At 71.7% G+C, this 17455-nt stretch carries 17 protein-coding genes; 7 read left to right on the top strand and 10 right to left on the bottom strand.

All coding sequences use genetic code 11. The features are described from left to right. A partial coding sequence (locus CCN72_RS28190; RefSeq protein WP_167408724.1) for an ATP-binding protein occupies nt 1-1383 on the bottom strand: 1383 nt, incomplete at its 3' end. Nucleotides 1384-1543: 160 nt separating this feature from the next. After that, entirely contained in the window at nt 1544-2275 is a 732-nt protein-coding gene (locus CCN72_RS28185; protein WP_086810687.1) for a Crp/Fnr family transcriptional regulator, read from the bottom strand. 104 nt (nt 2276-2379) lie between these two features. On the opposite strand from CCN72_RS28185, the gene CCN72_RS28180 reads away from it, so the two are divergent. Together CCN72_RS28180 and CCN72_RS28175 are read left to right on the top strand one after the other, a co-directional pair. Next, nucleotides 2380-3165 carry a nucleotidyl cyclase domain-containing protein gene (locus tag CCN72_RS28180; protein ID WP_086810686.1) on the top strand — a complete coding sequence of 262 codons (786 nt, stop codon included), beginning with the start codon at nt 2380-2382 and terminating at the stop codon, nt 3163-3165. Nucleotides 3166-3175: 10 nt separating this feature from the next. Continuing rightward, nucleotides 3176-3622 carry a hypothetical protein gene (locus CCN72_RS28175; protein ID WP_086810685.1) on the top strand — a complete coding sequence of 149 codons (447 nt, stop codon included), beginning with the start codon at nt 3176-3178 and terminating at the stop codon, nt 3620-3622. 17 nt (nt 3623-3639) lie between these two features. Here the strand turns inward: CCN72_RS28175 and CCN72_RS28170 are convergent, their stop codons facing one another. From CCN72_RS28170 to CCN72_RS39200, 3 genes are all read right to left on the bottom strand, one after another. Further along, a complete protein-coding gene (locus CCN72_RS28170; RefSeq protein ID WP_086810684.1) occupies nt 3640-4818 on the bottom strand; it encodes a serine hydrolase domain-containing protein in 1179 nt (392 codons plus the stop codon). A 91-nt stretch (nt 4819-4909) separates the two neighbouring features. Next, nucleotides 4910-6667, bottom strand: a complete 1758-nt coding sequence (locus CCN72_RS28165) for a TIGR03767 family metallophosphoesterase (protein WP_086810683.1) — start codon at nt 6665-6667, stop codon at nt 4910-4912. A 241-nt stretch (nt 6668-6908) separates the two neighbouring features. After that, complete coding sequence (locus CCN72_RS39200; protein ID WP_158101427.1) at nt 6909-7073, bottom strand: hypothetical protein; 165 nt, start codon at nt 7071-7073, stop codon at nt 6909-6911. Between the two features lie 495 nt (nt 7074-7568). Here CCN72_RS39200 and CCN72_RS28155 point away from each other — a divergent pair, with 495 nt between their 5' ends. Further along, on the top strand, nt 7569-8588 hold the full coding sequence (locus CCN72_RS28155) for an aspartate-semialdehyde dehydrogenase (protein ID WP_086810681.1): 1020 nt from the start codon (nt 7569-7571) through the stop codon (nt 8586-8588). Between the two features lie 67 nt (nt 8589-8655). Here CCN72_RS28155 and pepN read toward each other — a convergent pair whose 3' ends face one another. Further along, nucleotides 8656-11226, bottom strand: coding sequence for an aminopeptidase N (gene pepN / locus CCN72_RS28150; RefSeq protein ID WP_086810680.1), 2571 nt, complete (start codon nt 11224-11226; stop codon nt 8656-8658). Nucleotides 11227-11338: 112 nt separating this feature from the next. Here pepN and CCN72_RS28145 point away from each other — a divergent pair, with 112 nt between their 5' ends. Continuing rightward, nucleotides 11339-11809: a DUF1203 domain-containing protein gene (locus CCN72_RS28145; protein WP_086810679.1), complete on the top strand. Its 471-nt coding sequence runs from the start codon at nt 11339-11341 to the stop codon at nt 11807-11809. Nucleotides 11810-11847: 38 nt separating this feature from the next. On the opposite strand, the gene CCN72_RS28140 is transcribed toward CCN72_RS28145, so the two are convergent. Then, nucleotides 11848-12150, bottom strand: coding sequence for an ATP-binding protein (locus tag CCN72_RS28140; RefSeq protein ID WP_086810678.1), 303 nt, complete (start codon nt 12148-12150; stop codon nt 11848-11850). 133 nt (nt 12151-12283) lie between these two features. On the opposite strand from CCN72_RS28140, the gene CCN72_RS28135 reads away from it, so the two are divergent. Beyond that, nucleotides 12284-12817, top strand: coding sequence for a GntR family transcriptional regulator (locus CCN72_RS28135; RefSeq protein ID WP_086810677.1), 534 nt, complete (start codon nt 12284-12286; stop codon nt 12815-12817). Then, on the top strand, nt 12814-13593 hold the full coding sequence (locus tag CCN72_RS28130) for a GntR family transcriptional regulator (protein WP_086810676.1): 780 nt from the start codon (nt 12814-12816) through the stop codon (nt 13591-13593). Before CCN72_RS28135 ends, CCN72_RS28130 begins: the two co-directional genes overlap by 4 nt. A 111-nt stretch (nt 13594-13704) precedes the next feature. Here the strand turns inward: CCN72_RS28130 and CCN72_RS28125 are convergent, their stop codons facing one another. Together CCN72_RS28125 and CCN72_RS28120 are read right to left on the bottom strand one after the other, a co-directional pair. Next, on the bottom strand, nt 13705-14559 hold the full coding sequence (locus CCN72_RS28125; RefSeq protein ID WP_086810675.1) for an SDR family NAD(P)-dependent oxidoreductase: 855 nt from the start codon (nt 14557-14559) through the stop codon (nt 13705-13707). Nucleotides 14560-14612: 53 nt separating this feature from the next. Continuing rightward, nucleotides 14613-14969, bottom strand: coding sequence for an RING finger protein (locus tag CCN72_RS28120; RefSeq protein WP_202442965.1), 357 nt, complete (start codon nt 14967-14969; stop codon nt 14613-14615). A 109-nt stretch (nt 14970-15078) separates the two neighbouring features. Between CCN72_RS28120 and CCN72_RS28115 the strand changes: the two genes are divergently transcribed. Further along, nucleotides 15079-15588, top strand: a complete 510-nt coding sequence (locus CCN72_RS28115) for a winged helix-turn-helix transcriptional regulator (protein ID WP_086810674.1) — start codon at nt 15079-15081, stop codon at nt 15586-15588. A 73-nt stretch (nt 15589-15661) separates the two neighbouring features. Here the strand turns inward: CCN72_RS28115 and CCN72_RS28110 are convergent, their stop codons facing one another. Next, nucleotides 15662-17239: an FAD-dependent monooxygenase gene (locus CCN72_RS28110; RefSeq protein WP_086810673.1), complete on the bottom strand. Its 1578-nt coding sequence runs from the start codon at nt 17237-17239 to the stop codon at nt 15662-15664. Nucleotides 17240-17455 lie beyond the last annotated feature (216 nt).

Raw genomic sequence — 17455 nt, 5'->3', positions numbered from 1 at the left:
GGGCAGCCCGAGGTCCAGCAGCCTGCCCCACACACCGAACCGCAGCGAGCGGGCCAGCGCCGGGGACGCGGCCCGTACGATCCGTACCGCCAGCTCGGGGCGGCCGTCCCGCTCGGCGAGTTCGGCCACCACCTCCAGGGCGCGGGCGTGCTGTTCGACCTGCGCGGCGGTGGTGGCGGGGCGGGCGATCCAGGTGGCGAAGTGCTCGCACAGCACCTCGATGGAGAACGGCTCGGGGTCGCGCTCGCGCAGCGCCGGTACGACATCGGCCACGGCGCGGTAGCCGCGCTGGGTCTGCTCCGCGAGGCCCAGGTCCACCAGCCGGCCGCAGAGCACGTCGGTGTCACGGGCGCCGCCGAGGGCCTCGATGTGGCCGACGTCGAGATCGGCGTCGTCGAGGGTGGTCAACAGTCGCAGGACGCGCAGCGGTTCGTCGTCCAGCCGGCCGAGCAGCAGGGGCAGCAGATCGCCGACCTCGGCGGGGCGGGGCAGGGCACCGGTGCCGGCCGGTTCCAGCCGGGTGAGGGCGGCGGCACGCAGCAGCAGCAGGGGGCGCCCGGACGACGTCTCCCACAGGTCGCCCGCCGTGGAGCCCTCCGCGCCCGCGCCCACGGGCCGCCCCAGTTCGCGGGCGAGCAGGTCGAGGGCGGGGGCGCGGCCGATGCCGTCCAGGCGCAGGGCGGTGCCGTCGCCGAGCAAGGATCTGTCCCGGCCCGCGACGACGAACGTGGCGTCGGGCGCCGCGTCCATGAGGGTGCGCAGGCCCTCCGGGGAGAAGTCGGCGTTGTCGACGTAGACGGTGACGCGCACGCCGGTCATCAGCCGGCGCAGTTCGGGGCTGGAGGGGGCGTACCCCCGGGTCTCGTAGCAGGCCTCGAACAGGTCCTGGGCGAGGTCCTCGGGTTCGCGCCGGGCCGCGTCGAGGAAGAGCACGCCGTCGCGTTCCGGGGTCAGGGTGCGGGCCGCGTGCCGCAGCAGGGTGCTCTTGCCGACGCCGGGCGCGCCCCACAGCTGGACCGGGCCGCCGTCGCGGACGGCGGTCGCGAGCCGGGCCAGGTCGGTGTCCCGGCCGAGCGGCGCGTGCTGCCGCCGGGGCAGCAGGGCCACCCGGTCGCGGCGCACCGGGCGGGGCCTGCGGCCCTCCATGAGGAGGGTGACGGTCGAGCCGTGCTGGGCGTCGATGACGACGTTGTGATCACCGGCGACGACCGGGCCGCCCGCGTCGCCCGCGATGTCGATTCGCCGCTCGGACCCTCGTTCGGGCCCTCGTCCGGGCCCTCGTCCGGGTCGCCGCTCGGGCTGTCCCTCGGGCCTTCCTCCAGGCAGTCCCCCGGGCCGTCCCTCGTCGGCCGGAGCGGGCCCGCTCGTGTCCCTGTCCGTCATGACAACCCCCGTTGCGCAGGCGGCCCCGGAGCCCTGTCGCGCCGGCGCCCTGCCGCCACGCTAGCCACGGGCGGGCACCGGGCTGTCGTCAAAGTACGGTTTTCCCGGACCGATTTCGAGCGGCTCCGGGGCTCTCGACACCACTTCTGCACAAGGGAGTTCAGGGTTCCGGGTAGGCGATGCGGTGCAGCAGGGCGAGGTCCTCGATGCGGACGCTGCGGTAGCCGGTGGCGACGGCGCCCGAACGGCGCAGCGCGCGCAGCGCCTTGTGCACGCTGGGCTCGGCCGCGCCCGCCAGGGTGGCCAGTTCGGGCTGGGTGATCGGCCAGTGGATCACCGCACCGGCACCCGCGCACTCCCCGTAGGTCATCGCGAGATGGTGCAGCACCCGGGCGAGGCGGGTGCCGACGTCGCAGCCGGTGAAGTTGATGCGATGGGCGTTGGCCAGGCGCAGTTTGGCCACGATGGCGCGGTTCACGGCGTCCGCGATCCGCGCGTCCCGGCGCAGACAGTCCAGGAAGGCCGCGCGGGTCACCGTCCGGGCCACGAGCGGACCGCAGGTGGTGACGGTGGCCGAGCGCGGATTGCCGTCCACGGCGGCGAGTTCGCCCACCAGATCGCCGCCCATCCGCACGGCGAGCAGCGCGTCCCGGCCGTCCTGGGTGCGGCCGGTGGCCTTCACCACGCCGTCCAGCAGGATCAGCACGAAGTCGGTGCGGTCGGCCTCCCGGATCAGGATCCGGTCCGCGTCGTAGCGCACCCGGGTCCCGAGGCCCAGTAAGCGGGCGCGCGCGTCCGCGCCGAGGCCGCCGAGCAGGCTGGGCGCCGGCCAGTCCCACTCCTCGCGCGGCCGCCGTCCGGAACGCGCGAGGGACCGTGTGCCGTCCACCATGGCCCCAGTATCCCCGCCCGACCCCGTATTCCTACGAGTTGTGCGCACACCGGCGCGGGAAGACTGGAGTACGTCACCTCCGCCGCCGAGCCGAAGCGGGTGCCATGAACGACGAGTTGGAGTACCGGGCCGTGCTGGCCGTGGACATCGAGCGGTCCGCCGGGCGCGGGGACCGGGCGCTCCTGGAGATCCGGGCGCGGCTCACGGAGATGCTCAAGGAGGCGTTCGAGGCGAGCGGTGTCGACTGGTCCGCGTGTCTGCGCCACGACCTGGGCGACGGGCTGCGGGTGACGGCACCGGCGGGCACCCGCAAGGCGGCGCTCGTCCATCCGCTGGTGCCCGAACTCGCCCTGCGGCTGCGCACGTACAACCGGGGGGCCGCACCGCTGACCCGGATCCGGGTGCGGATCGCGCTGCACGCGGGCGATGTCCATGTCTCCCCGGACGGGACGGTCGCCGGGAGCCCGCTGGAGGTCCTGGCCAGGCTGCTCGACGCGCCGCCCGCACGGGCCGCGCTGGCCGGGGCGCCACAGACGGTGCCCGCGTCGCTGCTGCTGTCCGGGCACTTCTACGACGAGACGGTACGGCACGGCCATCTCGGCCTGTTCCCCGAGGACTTCCGCAAGGTCGGCTTCACGGTGAAGGAGCACACGGCCGACGCCTGGCTCCAGTTGCCGGGCCGGGAGCCGCCCCCGGACCCGGACACGGCCGGGGCCGCTCCCGAACCGGCCGACGTCCAAGAGGAGCCCGCCGGTCCGGAGGCGGCCGGTTCGAAGATGGCCGGTTCGGAGGCGGCCGGTTCGAAGATGGTCAACAAGGCCTCCGGTCACGGCGTCGTCTACGCCACCCAGCACGGCACCCAGCACATCCGGATCGAGAGAAAGCACTGAGGAAGGCCGTATGAACGACGAACTGACCGTGCTCGCCGAGGCCGGGGCCGCCGCCGTGGTCACCGCGATGGCCACCGATCTGTGGCAGGAGACCCGCGGCGCCGTCGTCGCCCTCTTCCGCCCGGACCGCCGCCGAAGGGCCGCCCTGGAGAGCCAGCTCGACGGCAACGCGACGCTCGTCCGGCAGGCCCCGGACCCCGACGCGGCCCGGCGGGCGCTCCTCTCCTACTGGACCCTGGAGCTGACCGCGCTGCTCCGGCGCGACCCGGCCGTCCGTGCCGCGCTGGAACGGCTCGCGGCGGCCGTCGAGGACGCGCCCGGGGGCGGGACGCGGGGGCGGGTGCTGCGGCAGACGAACACGGCGCACGGCTCCGGGACCGTGTTCGCCGTGCAGCAGGGCGACCAGCATGCCTACGGCGCGCGGGCGGAGCGGGAGCCGGGGCCGGAGGGGGCGTAACTCTGCTGGCGCGCGCGTCAGTTGTGGGGCCGCGTGGGCGGGCCCGCGGTGCCGCAGTACTCGGCGTCCAGCACCGCGGTGGTGTCCCCCGCCCAGTCCCCGTCGAAGTTCAGGGCCAGTGTGTGCCGGCCGTCGGATGTCGAGGCGGTGACCGAGGTGGAGCCCAGGATGTCGCCGGTGTGGGTCCAGACGTGGACACCGCAGGACAGCCGCCGGTCCATCAGCCCGAGGCCGTAGCGGACGTCCGGGGCCTGCGCGATCGCCACGGTGGTCCGCAGCTCCCTCGACTGGCGCGCGGGAAGCAGCCTTCCGCCGAGCAGGGCGGCGTAGAAGCGGTCCAGGTCGGCCGAGTCGGAGATCATCGCGCCGGAGGCGGCGGCGAGGGAGGGATCGAGGCCGGTGACGTCGTACGGCTCCCCCACCGAGCCGTCGAACGTCGAGTAGGCCCGGCTGCTGGGCCGGGGCACCCCGGTCTGCCCGACGGGCACGGACGTCGCCGTCAGCCGCAGCGGTTCGATGAGACGCCGGGTGATCTCGCCGGCGTACGACCGTCCCGTCGCCTTCTCGATGACCATCCCGGCGATCACGTAGTTGGTGTTGGAGTAGCGCCACGAGGTGCCCGGCGCGAAGTCGGGCGCGTGGCGCAGGGCGATGGCCACCAACTGGCGCGGGGCGAGCGTGTCGTAGCGGTGCTGCCGGAAGCCGTCCTCGGTGAGGTACCGGGCGCGGAAGTCCGGGTCGGCGGTGTAATTGGGTATTCCGCTGGTATGGCCGAGGAGTTGGCGCAGGATGGTCCGGCGGCCGTCGTTCCCGTGGCCCTCGACCAGGCCCGGCAGCCACTTGTCCACGGTGTCGTCCAGGGACAGCCTGCCCTCCGCCTCCAACTGGAGCAGGACGGTGGCGACGAAGGTCTTGGTCAGGCTGCCGATGCGGTAACGGTCGTCGGCGGAACGGGGCTTGCCGGTGCGCAGGTCGCCGGTCCCGGCGGTGGCGGACCAGGTGCCGTGGGTGTCGCGGACGGTGACGGTCGCGCCGGGGACGCCCGAGCGGACCGCCGCTTCGAGGGCCCGTACGGTCGCGGCGTGGTCGGTCGCGGTGTGGGCGGGGGCGGAGGCGGTCGGGGGCGTGAAGGCCGTCGCGAGGGCGGTCGTCAGGAGCAGGGCGGTGGCGCTCGCCAGGACGGTGCGGACGCGCATGTCTTCCCCCAGCCGGTGGTGTGCGGTCGGGGGAAGATACCTGTTCGGCCTGTCCCGTGTCGGCCCGCCCTGTGTCGGCCCGGCGCGTGTGTCAGCCCTTCTTGAGGACCAGTTCGGCGTTGCGGTCGACCGCGGTGCCCGCCAGGTTGGTCTTCGCGCCGGGGGCGTTGAAGGCCAACTCCCGGTAGAGGGAGGCCAGTCCGGTCTGGGAGAAGTCGGTGAAGTCGGTGCGGGCCGGGGCGGCGGACTCGATCAGGGTGGTGAACAGGGAGATCGTGCCGTCCTTGTTGTCGACCAGCTCGATGATGCGGGCCAGGTGCGGGTGGTCGATGTGGGAGGCGGTGGAGATCTCCCAGAAGGAGCCGCCCGCGCTGTTGCGGTGCGGGGTGATCTCGTTCTCGTGCTTGTGCCCGTTGACCCAGGCCAGCACATTGGCGTGCCGGGCCAGCAGGCTGACCACCTCGGCGCCGGTGTGCCGCAGCTCGCCGGGGCGGGCCGGGTCGGGGCGCTGGTTGGTCATCGAGTCGCTGGTGTGGTGGCTGAAGACGACCGCGTGGGAGCCCTTGTTGTCCTGCAAGGTCTTCTCCAGCCACTTCAGCTGGGCGCTTCCGACGGACCCCTGGTAGTGGCCGCCCGCGTCGGTGGTGTCCAGGCTGATGCCGATGACGTCCTCGGCGATCCGGAAGGCGTAGTACTGGGTGCCCGCGTCGAGGTTCGCCGAGGAGTAGCCGTGGCCCGCCGGGCCGTGGCCCTGGTAGGCGGGGTCCAGGTGGGCCTTGAGGTACTCGGCCGGGGTGTACAGGGCGCGCGACTCGTCGGCCGTGACCGAACGCATGCCGCCCGCCTGGGACTTGAGGAAATCGCGGTAGACGGCGCCCTTGGGGTCCTTGCCGCTCCAGATGGAGTCCTGGAGCTTCTTGGCGTCGGCGGCGCTCACGCTGAACAGCTTCTTGCCGGCGATCGCGGCCTCGGCGAGGTAGGGGTCGCCGTGGGCGCCGTAGATGCCGAGCGGGAGCGCGTCGTGGTTGCCGACGGTGGAGTACCAGGGCAGGTTGAGTCCGGGGCTGCGCACCTCGCGGATCGCGGCGGCGAGGAAGCCGTCCAGGTGCGGGAAGCCGAGCGCCTTGTCGCTGTCCCCGGCGGTGGACTCGGGCTGCCAGTACAGGGAGAGGCCGCTGTTCTGCACGCCCTCGTAGTGTCTCGGGTCGCCGGTGTTGGGGGTGATCCGGCCGCCGCTCATCACCTTCATGAACCACTCCAGTTCGGAGCGGGCGTTGTTGTCGGTGTTGTCGCCTGTGGTCATCACGAACTGGAGCGGGACGCCGGTGACGGGGGCGCCGCGCAGCGCGTTGACCCGCTCCACCAGCGAGACCGCGCCGGGCACGGTGAGCGCCTCGTGCGGCCGCCAGACGTCCTGGTGGGCGGCGCGCAGATACTCCAGGCGCAGCGGGTGCTGCACATCTTGCAGGTGCAGATCGGTGAACTGCACGAACGCGGCGAGGGCGTGGCGGCGCTTGTCGCGGCCGACCTTGGGCTTGGCCAGCTCGGTGCGCACCATCCGCGGCCAGCCGGGGCCGTCGGCGAGCCGCCGGTAGCCGGTGCCGTGCGGGGTGGAGACGGTGGCGAGGGTGGTGCCGGTGCGGTAGGGGGCGAGCGGTGCGGCGGCGGCCGGCCGGGACCGGACGACCGGGGTCTGCCCGGTGGCGGCGGTGGCGGTGGCGGCCTCGCTGTCGGTGGGCCGCAGGGCGAGGCCGACACCCGCGGCGAGCGAGACCGCTCCGACGGCGGTGAGGACGGTACGGCGGTCGACCCCCGCTACGGAGGTGGCGGCAGAGCGTAGGAGCGACATGGTGCGATCTCCCCGAGTGCGAACGCGTCGGCAGTGGCCGCGGGCCGTCACGGACGCGAACGCCCCGCTTGCTATGGACCCTTGGCAACGGGGATGGCATTCATGCGAACGCCACGGCAACTCGGGGCGCCGATCACCGTACGTGGATCTATGGCCCCCGGCCCGGCCATGGACTCGTCCGCGCCGCGCCGGGGACTGGTCGCTTTCCGTTCAACTACCGGGGTAGGGGAGGCTTCCCGGCCTACCGGCACGTCATCTGCGGGACCCGGGCCCGGCCGCCTCGATCCGGGCGCGCGTCCCCGCCGAGCAGGAAGCCGACCTCGGCCGGTCCCCGGGCGGGCTCGTACGACCGTACGACGGCCACGGTGACCCTGTTGCCGGTCCCCTGGGGCTCGACCTCGGTCACCGTCCCTTCCACGACCGTCACCGCACAGCCAGGTTTCCGCCCGTCCTGTCCCCCTGCCTTCTCGCCGGGCCGCGCCGCCCTGCCCCCTTGGCCGGCCCTGTCCGCCGAAACGCCGCCGCCCGGGTGAGCGCCGAGCCAGCCGATCCCGGCGACCAGAAAGAGGGCGGCGGCGGCCCCGAGGCAGGCGAGGGCGATACGGAGGGGGCGGCGGGCACGGCGATCCCGGCCGGCCGGAGGCGCGGGGCGGGCGGAAACGTTCGGACCGGCCCGAGGGACAGGCAGAGGCGTACGTCACATCGTCGTATGAGCGCGATCCGTAGGGGCAGGGGCGGGCCAGGGGACGCCCGTGGAACCGGAACCGTCCCCGCGGCCGATGGTGTCCCACTCCTCGGGCACATGTCGCAAAGAATTGGACAGGTGGACCGGGGTCGGCCGCATCATGGAAACGCCCCGGTCATCCCGGGGCCAGGCAGGAATCGGACAGAGGGAGTTGTCGTGAGGGTCGGAATCGTCGGAGCCACCGGTCAGGTCGGCACGGTCATGCGCAGGATCCTCGCGGAACGTAACTTCCCGGTCACACAGCTGCGCCTGTTCGCCTCGGCCCGTTCGGCCGGGACGGTGCTCGACGGCGTGACGGTGGAGGACGCGGCGACCGCCGACTACTCCGGCCTGGACATCGTGCTCTTCTCCGCGGGCGGCGCGACCTCCAGGGCGCTGGCCGAAAAGGTCGCCTCGCAGGGCGCCGTGGTGATCGACAACTCCTCCGCGTGGCGCCGGGACCCCGAGGTGCCGCTGGTCGTCGCCGAGGTGAACCCGCACGCGATCGCCGACCGCCCCAAGGGCATCATCGCCAACCCGAACTGCACCACCATGGCCGCGATGCCGGTCCTCAAGCCGCTGCACGAGGAGGCGGGCCTGGAGGCCCTGATCGTCGCGACGTACCAGGCGGTGTCCGGATCCGGGCTCGCGGGCGTGGCGGAGCTGCACGGCCAGGTGCAGAAGGTCGCCGCCGAGGCCGACAAGCTGACCCATGACGGCGCGGCGGTCGACTTCCCCGAGCCCGCGGTGTACAAGCGCCCGATCGCCTTCAACGTGCTCCCGCTGGCCGGCTCGATCGTGGACGACGGTCTGCACGAGACCGACGAGGAGCAGAAGCTCCGCAACGAGTCCCGCAAGATCCTGGAGATCCCCGGGCTGAAGGTCTCCGGCACCTGTGTCCGGGTCCCGGTCTTCTCCGGCCACTCGCTCCAGATCAACGCCCGGTTCGCCCGCCCGATCTCCCCGGAGCGCGCCACCGAGCTGCTCGCGAAGGCCCCCGGTGTCGCCCTCTCCGACATCCCGACCCCGCTCCAGGCGGCCGGCCAGGACCCGTCGTACGTCGGCCGGATCCGCGGCGACGAGACGGTGGAGCACGGTCTCGCGCTGTTCGTCTCCAACGACAACCTCCGCAAGGGCGCCGCGCTGAACGCGGTGCAGCTCGCGGAGCTGGTGGCGGCGGAGCTGTCCGCCAAGTAACCCACGACGACGAAAGGGGCGCCCGGCGGCTTCGCCGGGCGCCCCTTCCTCGTACCGCTCGCCGCCGCTACTGGGCGGCGCCGTCCGCGGCCTGGGCCTTCAGGGCGCGCTCGATGCCCGCGCGGGACTCGGAGACCAGGCGGCGCAGGGCCGCGCCGGGCTCGGCCGAGGCCAGCCAGGCGTCCGTGCGGTCCAGGATCTCGCCGGAGATCTGGAGCGACGGGTAGAGGCCGACGGCGATCTGCTGGGCGATCTCGTGCGAACGGGCGTCCCAGGCGTCCTTGACGATCTCGAAGTACCGCTCGGCGTACGGCGCCAGCAGCTCACGCTGGTCCGTCTGCACGAAGCCGCCGATCACGGCCTCCTGCACCGCGTTCGGCAGCTTGTCGGAGTCGACCACCGAGGACCAGGCCTCCGCCTTCGCCTCCTCGGTCGGGCGGGCCGCACGGGCGGTGGCCGCGTGCCGCTCACCGGCGGCGGTCTTGTCCCGCTCGTACTCGCCGGCGATCTCCGCCTCGTCGTACCGGCCGACGGCCGCGAGGCGCTCCACGAACGCCCAGCGCAGCTCGGTGTCCACCGCCAGGCCCTCGATGGTCTGGGAGCCGTCCAGCAGGGCCTCCAGGAGGTCCAGCTGCTCGGGGGTGCGGGCGGTCGCCGCGAAGGCCCGCGCCCAGGCCAGCTGGTGGTCGCTGCCCGCCTCGGCGCTGCGCAGGTGCGCGAGCGTGGCGTCGGTCCAGCGGGTGAGCAGGGCCTCACGGGCGGCCGGGTCGGCGTACAGGTCGACGGCCAGCTTCACCTGGCGGTGCAGCGACTGCACGACGCCGATGTCGGACTCCTTGCCGATGCCGGACAGCACCAGCGAGAGGTAGTCGCGGGTGGCCAGCTCGGCGTCCCGCGTCATGTCCCAGGCGGAGGCCCAGCACAGGGCGCGCGGCAGGGACTCCTCGAAGTCGCCGAGGTGCTCGGTGACGAACGCGAGGGACTGCTCGTCCAGGCGGACCTTGGCGTACGACAGGTCGTCGTCGTTGAGCAGGATCACGGCCGGGCGCGCCTTGCCGGTCAGCTGCGGTACGGCGGTCAGCTCACCGTCCACGTCCAGCTCGATCCGCTCGGTGCGCACCAGCTTGCCGGCCGCGTCGAGGTCGTACAGGCCGATCGCGATGCGGTGCGGGCGCAGGGTCGGCTCGCCCTGGGCGCCGGCGGGCAGCGCGGGGGCCTCCTGGCGCACGGCGAAGGAGGTGACGACCCCGTCGGCGTCCGTCTGGACCTCGGGCCGCAGGATGTTGATCCCGGCGGTCTCCAGCCACTTCTTCGACCAGGTCTTCAGGTCGCGTCCGGAGGTCTCCTCCAGGGCGCCCAGCAGGTCGGACAGGCGGGTGTTGCCGAAGGCGTGCCGCTTGAAGTACGCCTGCACGCCCTTGAAGAACTCGTCCTCGCCGACGTACGCCACCAGCTGCTTGAGGACGGAGGCGCCCTTGGCGTAGGTGATGCCGTCGAAGTTGACGAGGACGTCGTCCAGGTCGCGGATGTCCGCCATGATCGGGTGCGTGGAGGGCAGCTGGTCCTGCCGGTACGCCCAGGTCTTCATGGAGTTGGCGAACGTGGTCCACGAGTGCGGCCAGCGCGAGCCGGGGGCGGCGGCCTGGCAGGCGATGGAGGTGTAGGTGGCGAACGACTCGTTCAGCCACAGGTCGTTCCACCACTCCATGGTGACCAGGTCGCCGAACCACATGTGGGCCAGCTCGTGCAGCAGCGTCTCCGCGCGCAGCTCGTACGCCGCGTCGGTCACCTTGGACCGGAAGACGTACTGGTCGCGGATGGTGACCGCGCCCGCGTTCTCCATGGCGCCCGCGTTGAACTCGGGCACGAACAGCTGGTCGTACTTCTCGAAGGGGTACGCGCAGTCGAACTTCTCCTGGAACCAGTCGAAGCCCTGCCGGGTGACCTCGAAGATCGCGTCCGAGTCGAGGAACTCGGCGAGCGAGGGCCGGCAGTAGATGCCGAGCGGCACGCTCTGGCCGTCCTTCTCGTAGACGCTGTGCACCGAGTGGTACGGGCCGACGATCAGCGCGGTGATGTACGACGAGATACGGGGCGTCGGCGCGAACGTCCAGACGTTGTCCCGCGGCTCGGGCGTCGGCGAGTTCGACACCACGGTCCAGCCCTCGGGGGCCTTCACGGTGAACTGGAAGGTGGCCTTCAGGTCCGGCTGCTCGAAGGAGGCGAAGACGCGGCGCGCGTCCGGGACCTCGAACTGGGTGTACAGATAGGCCTGCTCGTCGACCGGGTCGACGAACCGGTGCAGGCCCTCGCCGGTGTTGGTGTACGCGCAGTCGGCCACGACCCGCAGGACGTTACGGCCCTCCAGCAGACCCGGCAGGGTGATCCGCGAGTCCGCGAACACCTCGGCCGGCTCCAGCCGGTCGCCGTTGAGCACGACCTCGTGGACGGCCGGGGCCACCAGGTCGATGAAGGACTCCGCCCCGGTGCGGGCGACGTCGAAGCGCACCGTGGTCACGGACCTGTAGGTACCGCCCTCCTGCGCGCCGGAGAGGTCGAGATCGATCTCGTACGAGTCAACGTTGAGCAGCTCAGCCCGCTGCCGCGCCTCTTCGCGAGTCAGGTTTGTGCCAGGCACGCGGTCATCTCCTCGTTATGTGTGGGTTGCGCCATCCTTCCATGCCGTCCGGCGGGAACGCGATGTCCGTATGCCGCCGGTGACGTGGGCCGCGCCGCCGGAAGGTGGACTCATGACGACGTACACCGTGTGCCCCATTCCCGCCGGCACTCTCGCCGAGCTGCTCACCGAGGACGACGCGGGCGTTCCCGCGGCGGGTTACCTCGACCCGGAGGGCGGCGCTCCGCTGCGCTGCTGTCTGCGCCGCAGCGCACCCGGGGAGCGCATCGCCCTGGTCTCGTACGCCCCGCTGCGCCGCTGGGCGGCGGAGACCGGCGCCCGCCCCGGCGCGTACGACGAGCGGGGGCCGGTCTTCGTCCACGCGGACGGCTGCCCCGGCCGCCCCGGCCCCGAGCTGCCCTTCACCAACACCCACCGCGTCCTGCGCCGCTACTCGGCGCAGGGGCACATCCTCGGCGGGGAACTGGTGAGCGAGGCCTTCCCGGCGGCCCTCGCCTGGGCGTTCAGCGACCCGGAGGTGGCGTCGGTCCATGTGCGGGCGGTGGAGTACGGGTGCTTCCTGTACGAGGTGCGGCGGGGCTGACCGGCCGGGCGTACGGCATCGCTCCCGCCGACCTCTGATCAATCGCTCTTGAACTCCGCCCAGACCGTTTTCCCAGGGTTATGCACGACGACGCCGAAGTCATCCGCGACGGATGTCACGAGCAGCAGTCCCCTGCCTCGGCACTCCTCGGTCCCGGGGTACAGGACTCGGGGATGTCCGTCGCCGCTGTCGCGCACCTCGACACGAAGCAGAGACCCGTCGGCGACAACCGACAAGCAGAACTCACGGCCCGGCGGCACGGCATGCAGTACCGCGTTCGTGGCCAGCTCCGAGACGCAGAGTCGCACATCGCCCTGCCGATCGGCGTGCCCCCACTCCATCAGCCTTGAGTGATCAGGAAGGGCTGCCGTACCGTAATTCGCGAAAAGCAGAAAGGTGATCCTGGAGGGACAGCCGAAGCGAGTCGCTTAACGCGTAAAGCGGAGAGATCGCCCACCGCCGTAGGAGGACAGCGTGAGTGACAGCACGTGGGTCAGCAGTTCGATGCCGTACCTGACACCACGGCAGAAGGATCAGACCGACGCCTGGGGAGACGAGGCCGCGGCACGTGGCGGCACGGGAAGCCAGCGCATCGTGCAGGCCGGTGAGGTGCCCGCTCCGGAGGCAGTCGCCGCACTCCTCGGCACGCCGACCGTCGTCGTACGCCGCAGGATCATCCAACTCGACGGGATTCCCTGCGAGTTGACGGACACGTACTACCCGGCGAGCATCGCGGGCGGCACCCGTCTTGCCGAGAAGGGGAAGATCCCGGGTGGCGCGGTGACCCTCCTCGCCGAGCTGGGCCACGTCGGCGCGCGCGTGCGTGAGGACGTGACCGCCCGTATGCCCAGCACGGAGGAGCGCGACATCCTGCGACTGGCGCCCGACGAACCGGTCCTCACGCTGACCAGGATCACCCTGGACGGACGGGATCGGCCCATTCAGGCCGACATGATGGTCATGCCGGCCCACAGGCAGCGGCTGCGTTACGAGCTGCAGATCGGATGACCGTGCCCACCACCGACACGGGAGCCTCGGACCGGCGATCCCTGCACGAGCGGATCGCCGCCGATCTCCGGGACGAGATCATGAGCGGCGACCTGGCACCGGGCGCCAGCCTGCCCTCGACAGCTCAGCTCAAAGGGCGGTTCGACGCCTCCAACGCCACCATCCAGAAGGCGCTCCAAGTCCTCAAGGACGAGCGGCTCGTAGTGGGCCGCGCCGGTGCATCCGTCACCGTCCGCGAGCATCGCCAACGGACCATGCGACCGGCCTCGTACATGGCCCCGGCCGGACCGGGAGAGCCATACCGCTGGTTGAGCGAGGCTGCGAAGCTGGGGACTCACGCGCGAAGCACCCTGTTGGACGTGGGCGAGGTCAGGCCGCCCGCGGATGTCGCGGCCGCCCTGAACATCGGCGCCGATGGCACGGCCCTCCTTCGGCACCAAGTCCTGTCCGTGGACGGCGAACCGGCCGAATTGGTCAAGTCTTACTACCCCATGGACATCGCCCGGGGGACTGCCATCGCCGAGAAGCAGCGAATCAAGGGCGGCACACCGACCCTCCTCGCCGAACTCGGCTTCCCACCCCGGCTCAGCATGGACCGGGTCGCGGCAAGGGTCCCCACCCAGGAGCAGTACCAGGCGCTTGACCTACCCAGCGACCTGCCGGTGCTCCGCACGCTGCGCGTGGTGTACACCGACGGCGACCGCCCCGTCGAAGCCACCGTCATGGTCAAGGCGGGGCACCTCTACGAAGTGCAGTACGAGTTCACCGCCGGGTGACCGGCGGCGACTCCTTGAGAACGTTGACTCGGGGTGTGAGGCGGCTCCGTCGAAGCAACGGGAAGCGCACCTTTACCCACCTGCGCTGGTTCCGCCGTCTGCGGATCCACCTCACGTCAGCTCTTGGGGACCGCTGGGGAAGTCCGCGCTGCGCGAGGCAGTTTCGAAAGCGCCCAGTTCTGCCACCATGTCCGTCAGCTGCGCCTGGACGGAGACGTAGCCGCCGGCGCCCAGAACGATACGGCGGGGCGGGGCAAGGCTGTTCATGGCGTCCACGACAGCGCGCACTCCGCGGCGAGGGTCACCGGGCTGCCGACCGTCCTGTTCGATCATGGAGGCACGGACGGAGTTGACCAGAGGCAGGTAGGCGTCGACCGTCTCCTTGACGGCTTCGTCGGCGAACGACGCGTAGGCGCGGGTGCGAAAGGCGCCCGGCTCTACAGCCATGACCTTGATACCGAACGGGGCGACCTCGTGGCGCAGCGCGTCAGTGAGCCCTTCAATGGCGTACTTGGCGGCGCTGTAGTAGCCAAAGCCCGGCACGCTGCGCAGCCCGGCGACAGAAGACATGTTGATGATCCATCCGCTGCGGCGTTCTCGCATACCCGGCAGAACGGCGCGGAGCATCCGCGTGACGGAGAAGAAGTTCAGCTCGAAGGAGGTCCTGACATCTCTGTCGGGCATGCCCTCGATGGAGCCGCACCATCCCCGGCCGGCATTGTTGACCAGGACGTCGATACGGCCGAAGCGGTCTTCGGCGGCCCGGACGGCCTCGTGAGTCTGCGGTGCGTCGGTGACGTCCAGTTGGCGAACGAGCACCCGGTCGCCGTGGCGGGCGGCCCAGTCGTCGAGCAAGTGAGGGCGGCGGGCGGTGAGGACGACGTTGTCGCCCAGCTCCAGGGCGGCGTCGGCGTAGGCCATGCCGAATCCGCCGGGAGTGCCGCCGGTGATGAACCAGGTCCTCATGCTGTTCGTGCTCCAGTCGGGAATCGGGCGCGCGGGGAGGCGGGCGGCTCTGGTCAGGGGGCGATGCCGAGTTCGCCGATCAGCCCTTGAGCCAGGACGAAGCGGCAGCTCAGGTCGACCTTCCCGCCCGGGAAGTTCCCTTCGAGGTGCTGGTGGACGGTGTACCGGTCGGGCGCATCGCGTTCGGCACCGGTGATCGTGGTGGTGTAGCTGTACTCGGTGTCGGTCTGCCCGAGCCATCGGGTGATGGCCTCGACTCCCTCGTAGGTGTGCCCGTCATCGGTGACGGTGGCGTGCGGCGCGAAGGCCGGCGCTGCGGCGGAGGCGTCTTTGGCGGCGCGGCCCGTCAGATAGCGGGTGATCGCTTCGGGCAGGTCGGTGGGGTCGATCGGCGTCGGGCTCTCGGCCATGGGTCCTCCTGTATGCCGGTGCAAGCAGTGCGGGCGTCGCATCGACCCCGGTGGCTGCTAGAATAGAAGTTAGTTAATTCTACATTAGCAGTGACTACGGGAGAGTGGCATGCCGAGCCGCATACGGCTGGAGGACCGGGAGTGTCCGCTGTCCACGACGGCGCAACACGTCGGCGAGTGGTGGACTCTGCTGCTCCTGCATGACGCCTTCGACGGCTACACACGCTTCGACCAGTTCCAGCGGAATCTGAACATCTCCACGAGCATGCTCACCGCGCGGCTGAAGACGCTGGTTGAGGACGGTCTGCTGGAACGGCGGCTCTACCAGGACAAGCCACCCCGTTACGAGTACGTGCTCACCGAGCGGGGCCGATCCCTTCGACCGGTGATCGTCGCCCTGGCCGCCTGGGGGAACCGGCACCTGGCACCGCAGGAGCGATCCATGATCCTGGTGGACGCCGCCAGCGGTGAAGAGGTCGAGCCGACCCTGGTCGACGCCCGTACGGGAAGAAGCCTCGACGACAGTGAAGCGTTCGTCTTCGCCGCCGGTCCCGCCGCGAGTGCCGCGATGCGCTCAAGGTACGCGGGAACTGCGGAGCCAGCGCATGACCAGGGCTGACTCGCAGTAGGCACACCCAGCCCGCGCCACCACCTTCAAGTGCGGCAGGCCGGCGCCCGCGCCACCCTGAAGATCACTTCGTCAGGAGACCCACACCGGGCCAGCGAACCGGGGTCGGGCCCAGGTAGGTGACCAGGACGGAGTGGAGGGCGTCCGGGGCGAGGGTGGCGTCGGTGGCCCAGGCCGCGTAGCCGTCGGGGCGGACCAGGAGGGTGGTGCGGCGGGCGCTCGCCCAGTGGGCCGTGGTCAGGCGGTCGGGGTGGGGCGGCAGCTCATGGGAGAAGGGCTCGTGGGCCGGGGTGATCAGGACGAAGTGGCCGTCGCGCAGGGCCTCGTAGAGGCGGGTGCCGTCGGCGAGGCGGACGTCGGGGACGCGGGTGCCGGTGAGCGGGTGGGTGCCGCGGGGCGCGGGGTAGCGGTAGCCGATGCCGGTGACCTGGGCGGTGGCCTTGCGGCGGGCGGGGCCGACGTGGCTCACGAGCCCGGTGAGCGCGGCCCGGGCGGCCCGGGTCCAGGGGCGCTTGGCCATCGCCAGCCGCACGAGCCCGCCGCTGCTGCGCAGGACCGCCTTGCCGACGGGGTGCCGTTCCGCCTGGTAGGTGTCGAGCAGGGCCGGGTCCGCGTGCCCGGCGAGGACGGAGACCAGCTTCCAGCTGAGGTTGGCCGCGTCCTGAAGGCCGGTGTTCATGCCCTGTCCGCCCGCCGGGGTGTGCACATGCGCGGCGTCCCCGGCGAGGAACACCCGCCCGACCCGGTACGCCGGCGCCTGCCGCTCGTCGCTGTGGAAGCGGGACATCCAGCGGGCGTCGTGCATCCCGTAGTCATGGCCGAGCGCGAGCCGGGTGATCTCCTTGACCTCGGCCAGGTCCAGCGGCTCGGTGTCGGGCACATCGCGGCCGCGGTGCCAGCCGATCACCCGGTAATACCCGTCCCCGAACGGCGCGAGGAACGCGAACGCGTCGCCCACCGCGCTGACCGTGAGCAGCTCGTCCGGCTGCTCGGCGAGCTTCACATCGGCCAGTACGACGGAGCGGATCACCGACTTGCCGGGGAACGGCAGCCCGATCGCACCGCGCACCGCGCTGCGCATGCCGTCCGCGCCGACGACGTACGCGGCCCGCAGTGACTCCGTACGACCGTCCGCGCCGCGGGTTCCGACCGTCACCCCGTCCGCGTCCTGGACGAGCCCGGTCATCTCGGTGTCGTACCGGAACCCGGCCCCCGCCTCGACGGCCCGTCGCGCCAGCGCCTTCTCGACCTCGTACTGCGGGAGGACGAGGACGTGGTTGAAGCGGGAGGGGAGGTCGGTGAGGTCGATGGAGAGGCGGCCGAAGAGGCGGAGCCGGTCGAGGGTGCGGCCGGTGGCCTCCAGGTCGTCGGCGAGGCCGCGGGCGTCGAGCTGTTCGAGACTGCGGGCGTGCAGGGCGAAGGCGCGGGAGAGGTTGCTGATCTTCCGGGGGCGCTTCTCCAGCACGGTGACCGGGATGCCGGCGGTGGCGAGATCACCGGCGAGGAGGAGGCCGGTGGGTCCGGAGCCGACGACGATGACGCCGGTGTGGTCGGTGGTGCCGGCGGTGCCGAGGTTGTCGGTAGCGCTGGTGGTGCTCGTGGTGTCGGTGGTGCCGGTGGGATTTCCGTTGGTGCCGGTCATGGTGGCCTCCTGTGGGTGCCAACGCCCGTGGGTCAACGTTTGTTGGCCAACCTCTGTCGGCCAACGCTTGTTGGTCAACACCTGTTGGCCAACGTCCGTTGACAACGGTAGTGCGGGGCCGGAGGCGGGTCAACACTTGTTGGCCTACGCGTGTTGGCCTACGCTCGTTGATGTGACCGAAAAGCACCCGTCCCCGCCCGCGCACGCACCCACACC

Origin of the sequence: Streptomyces murinus (genome assembly GCF_002154555.1) — a bacterium.
Taxonomy (GTDB): domain Bacteria; phylum Actinomycetota; class Actinomycetes; order Streptomycetales; family Streptomycetaceae; genus Streptomyces; species Streptomyces murinus.
This window is presented reverse-complemented; position numbering and strand designations above follow the sequence as displayed.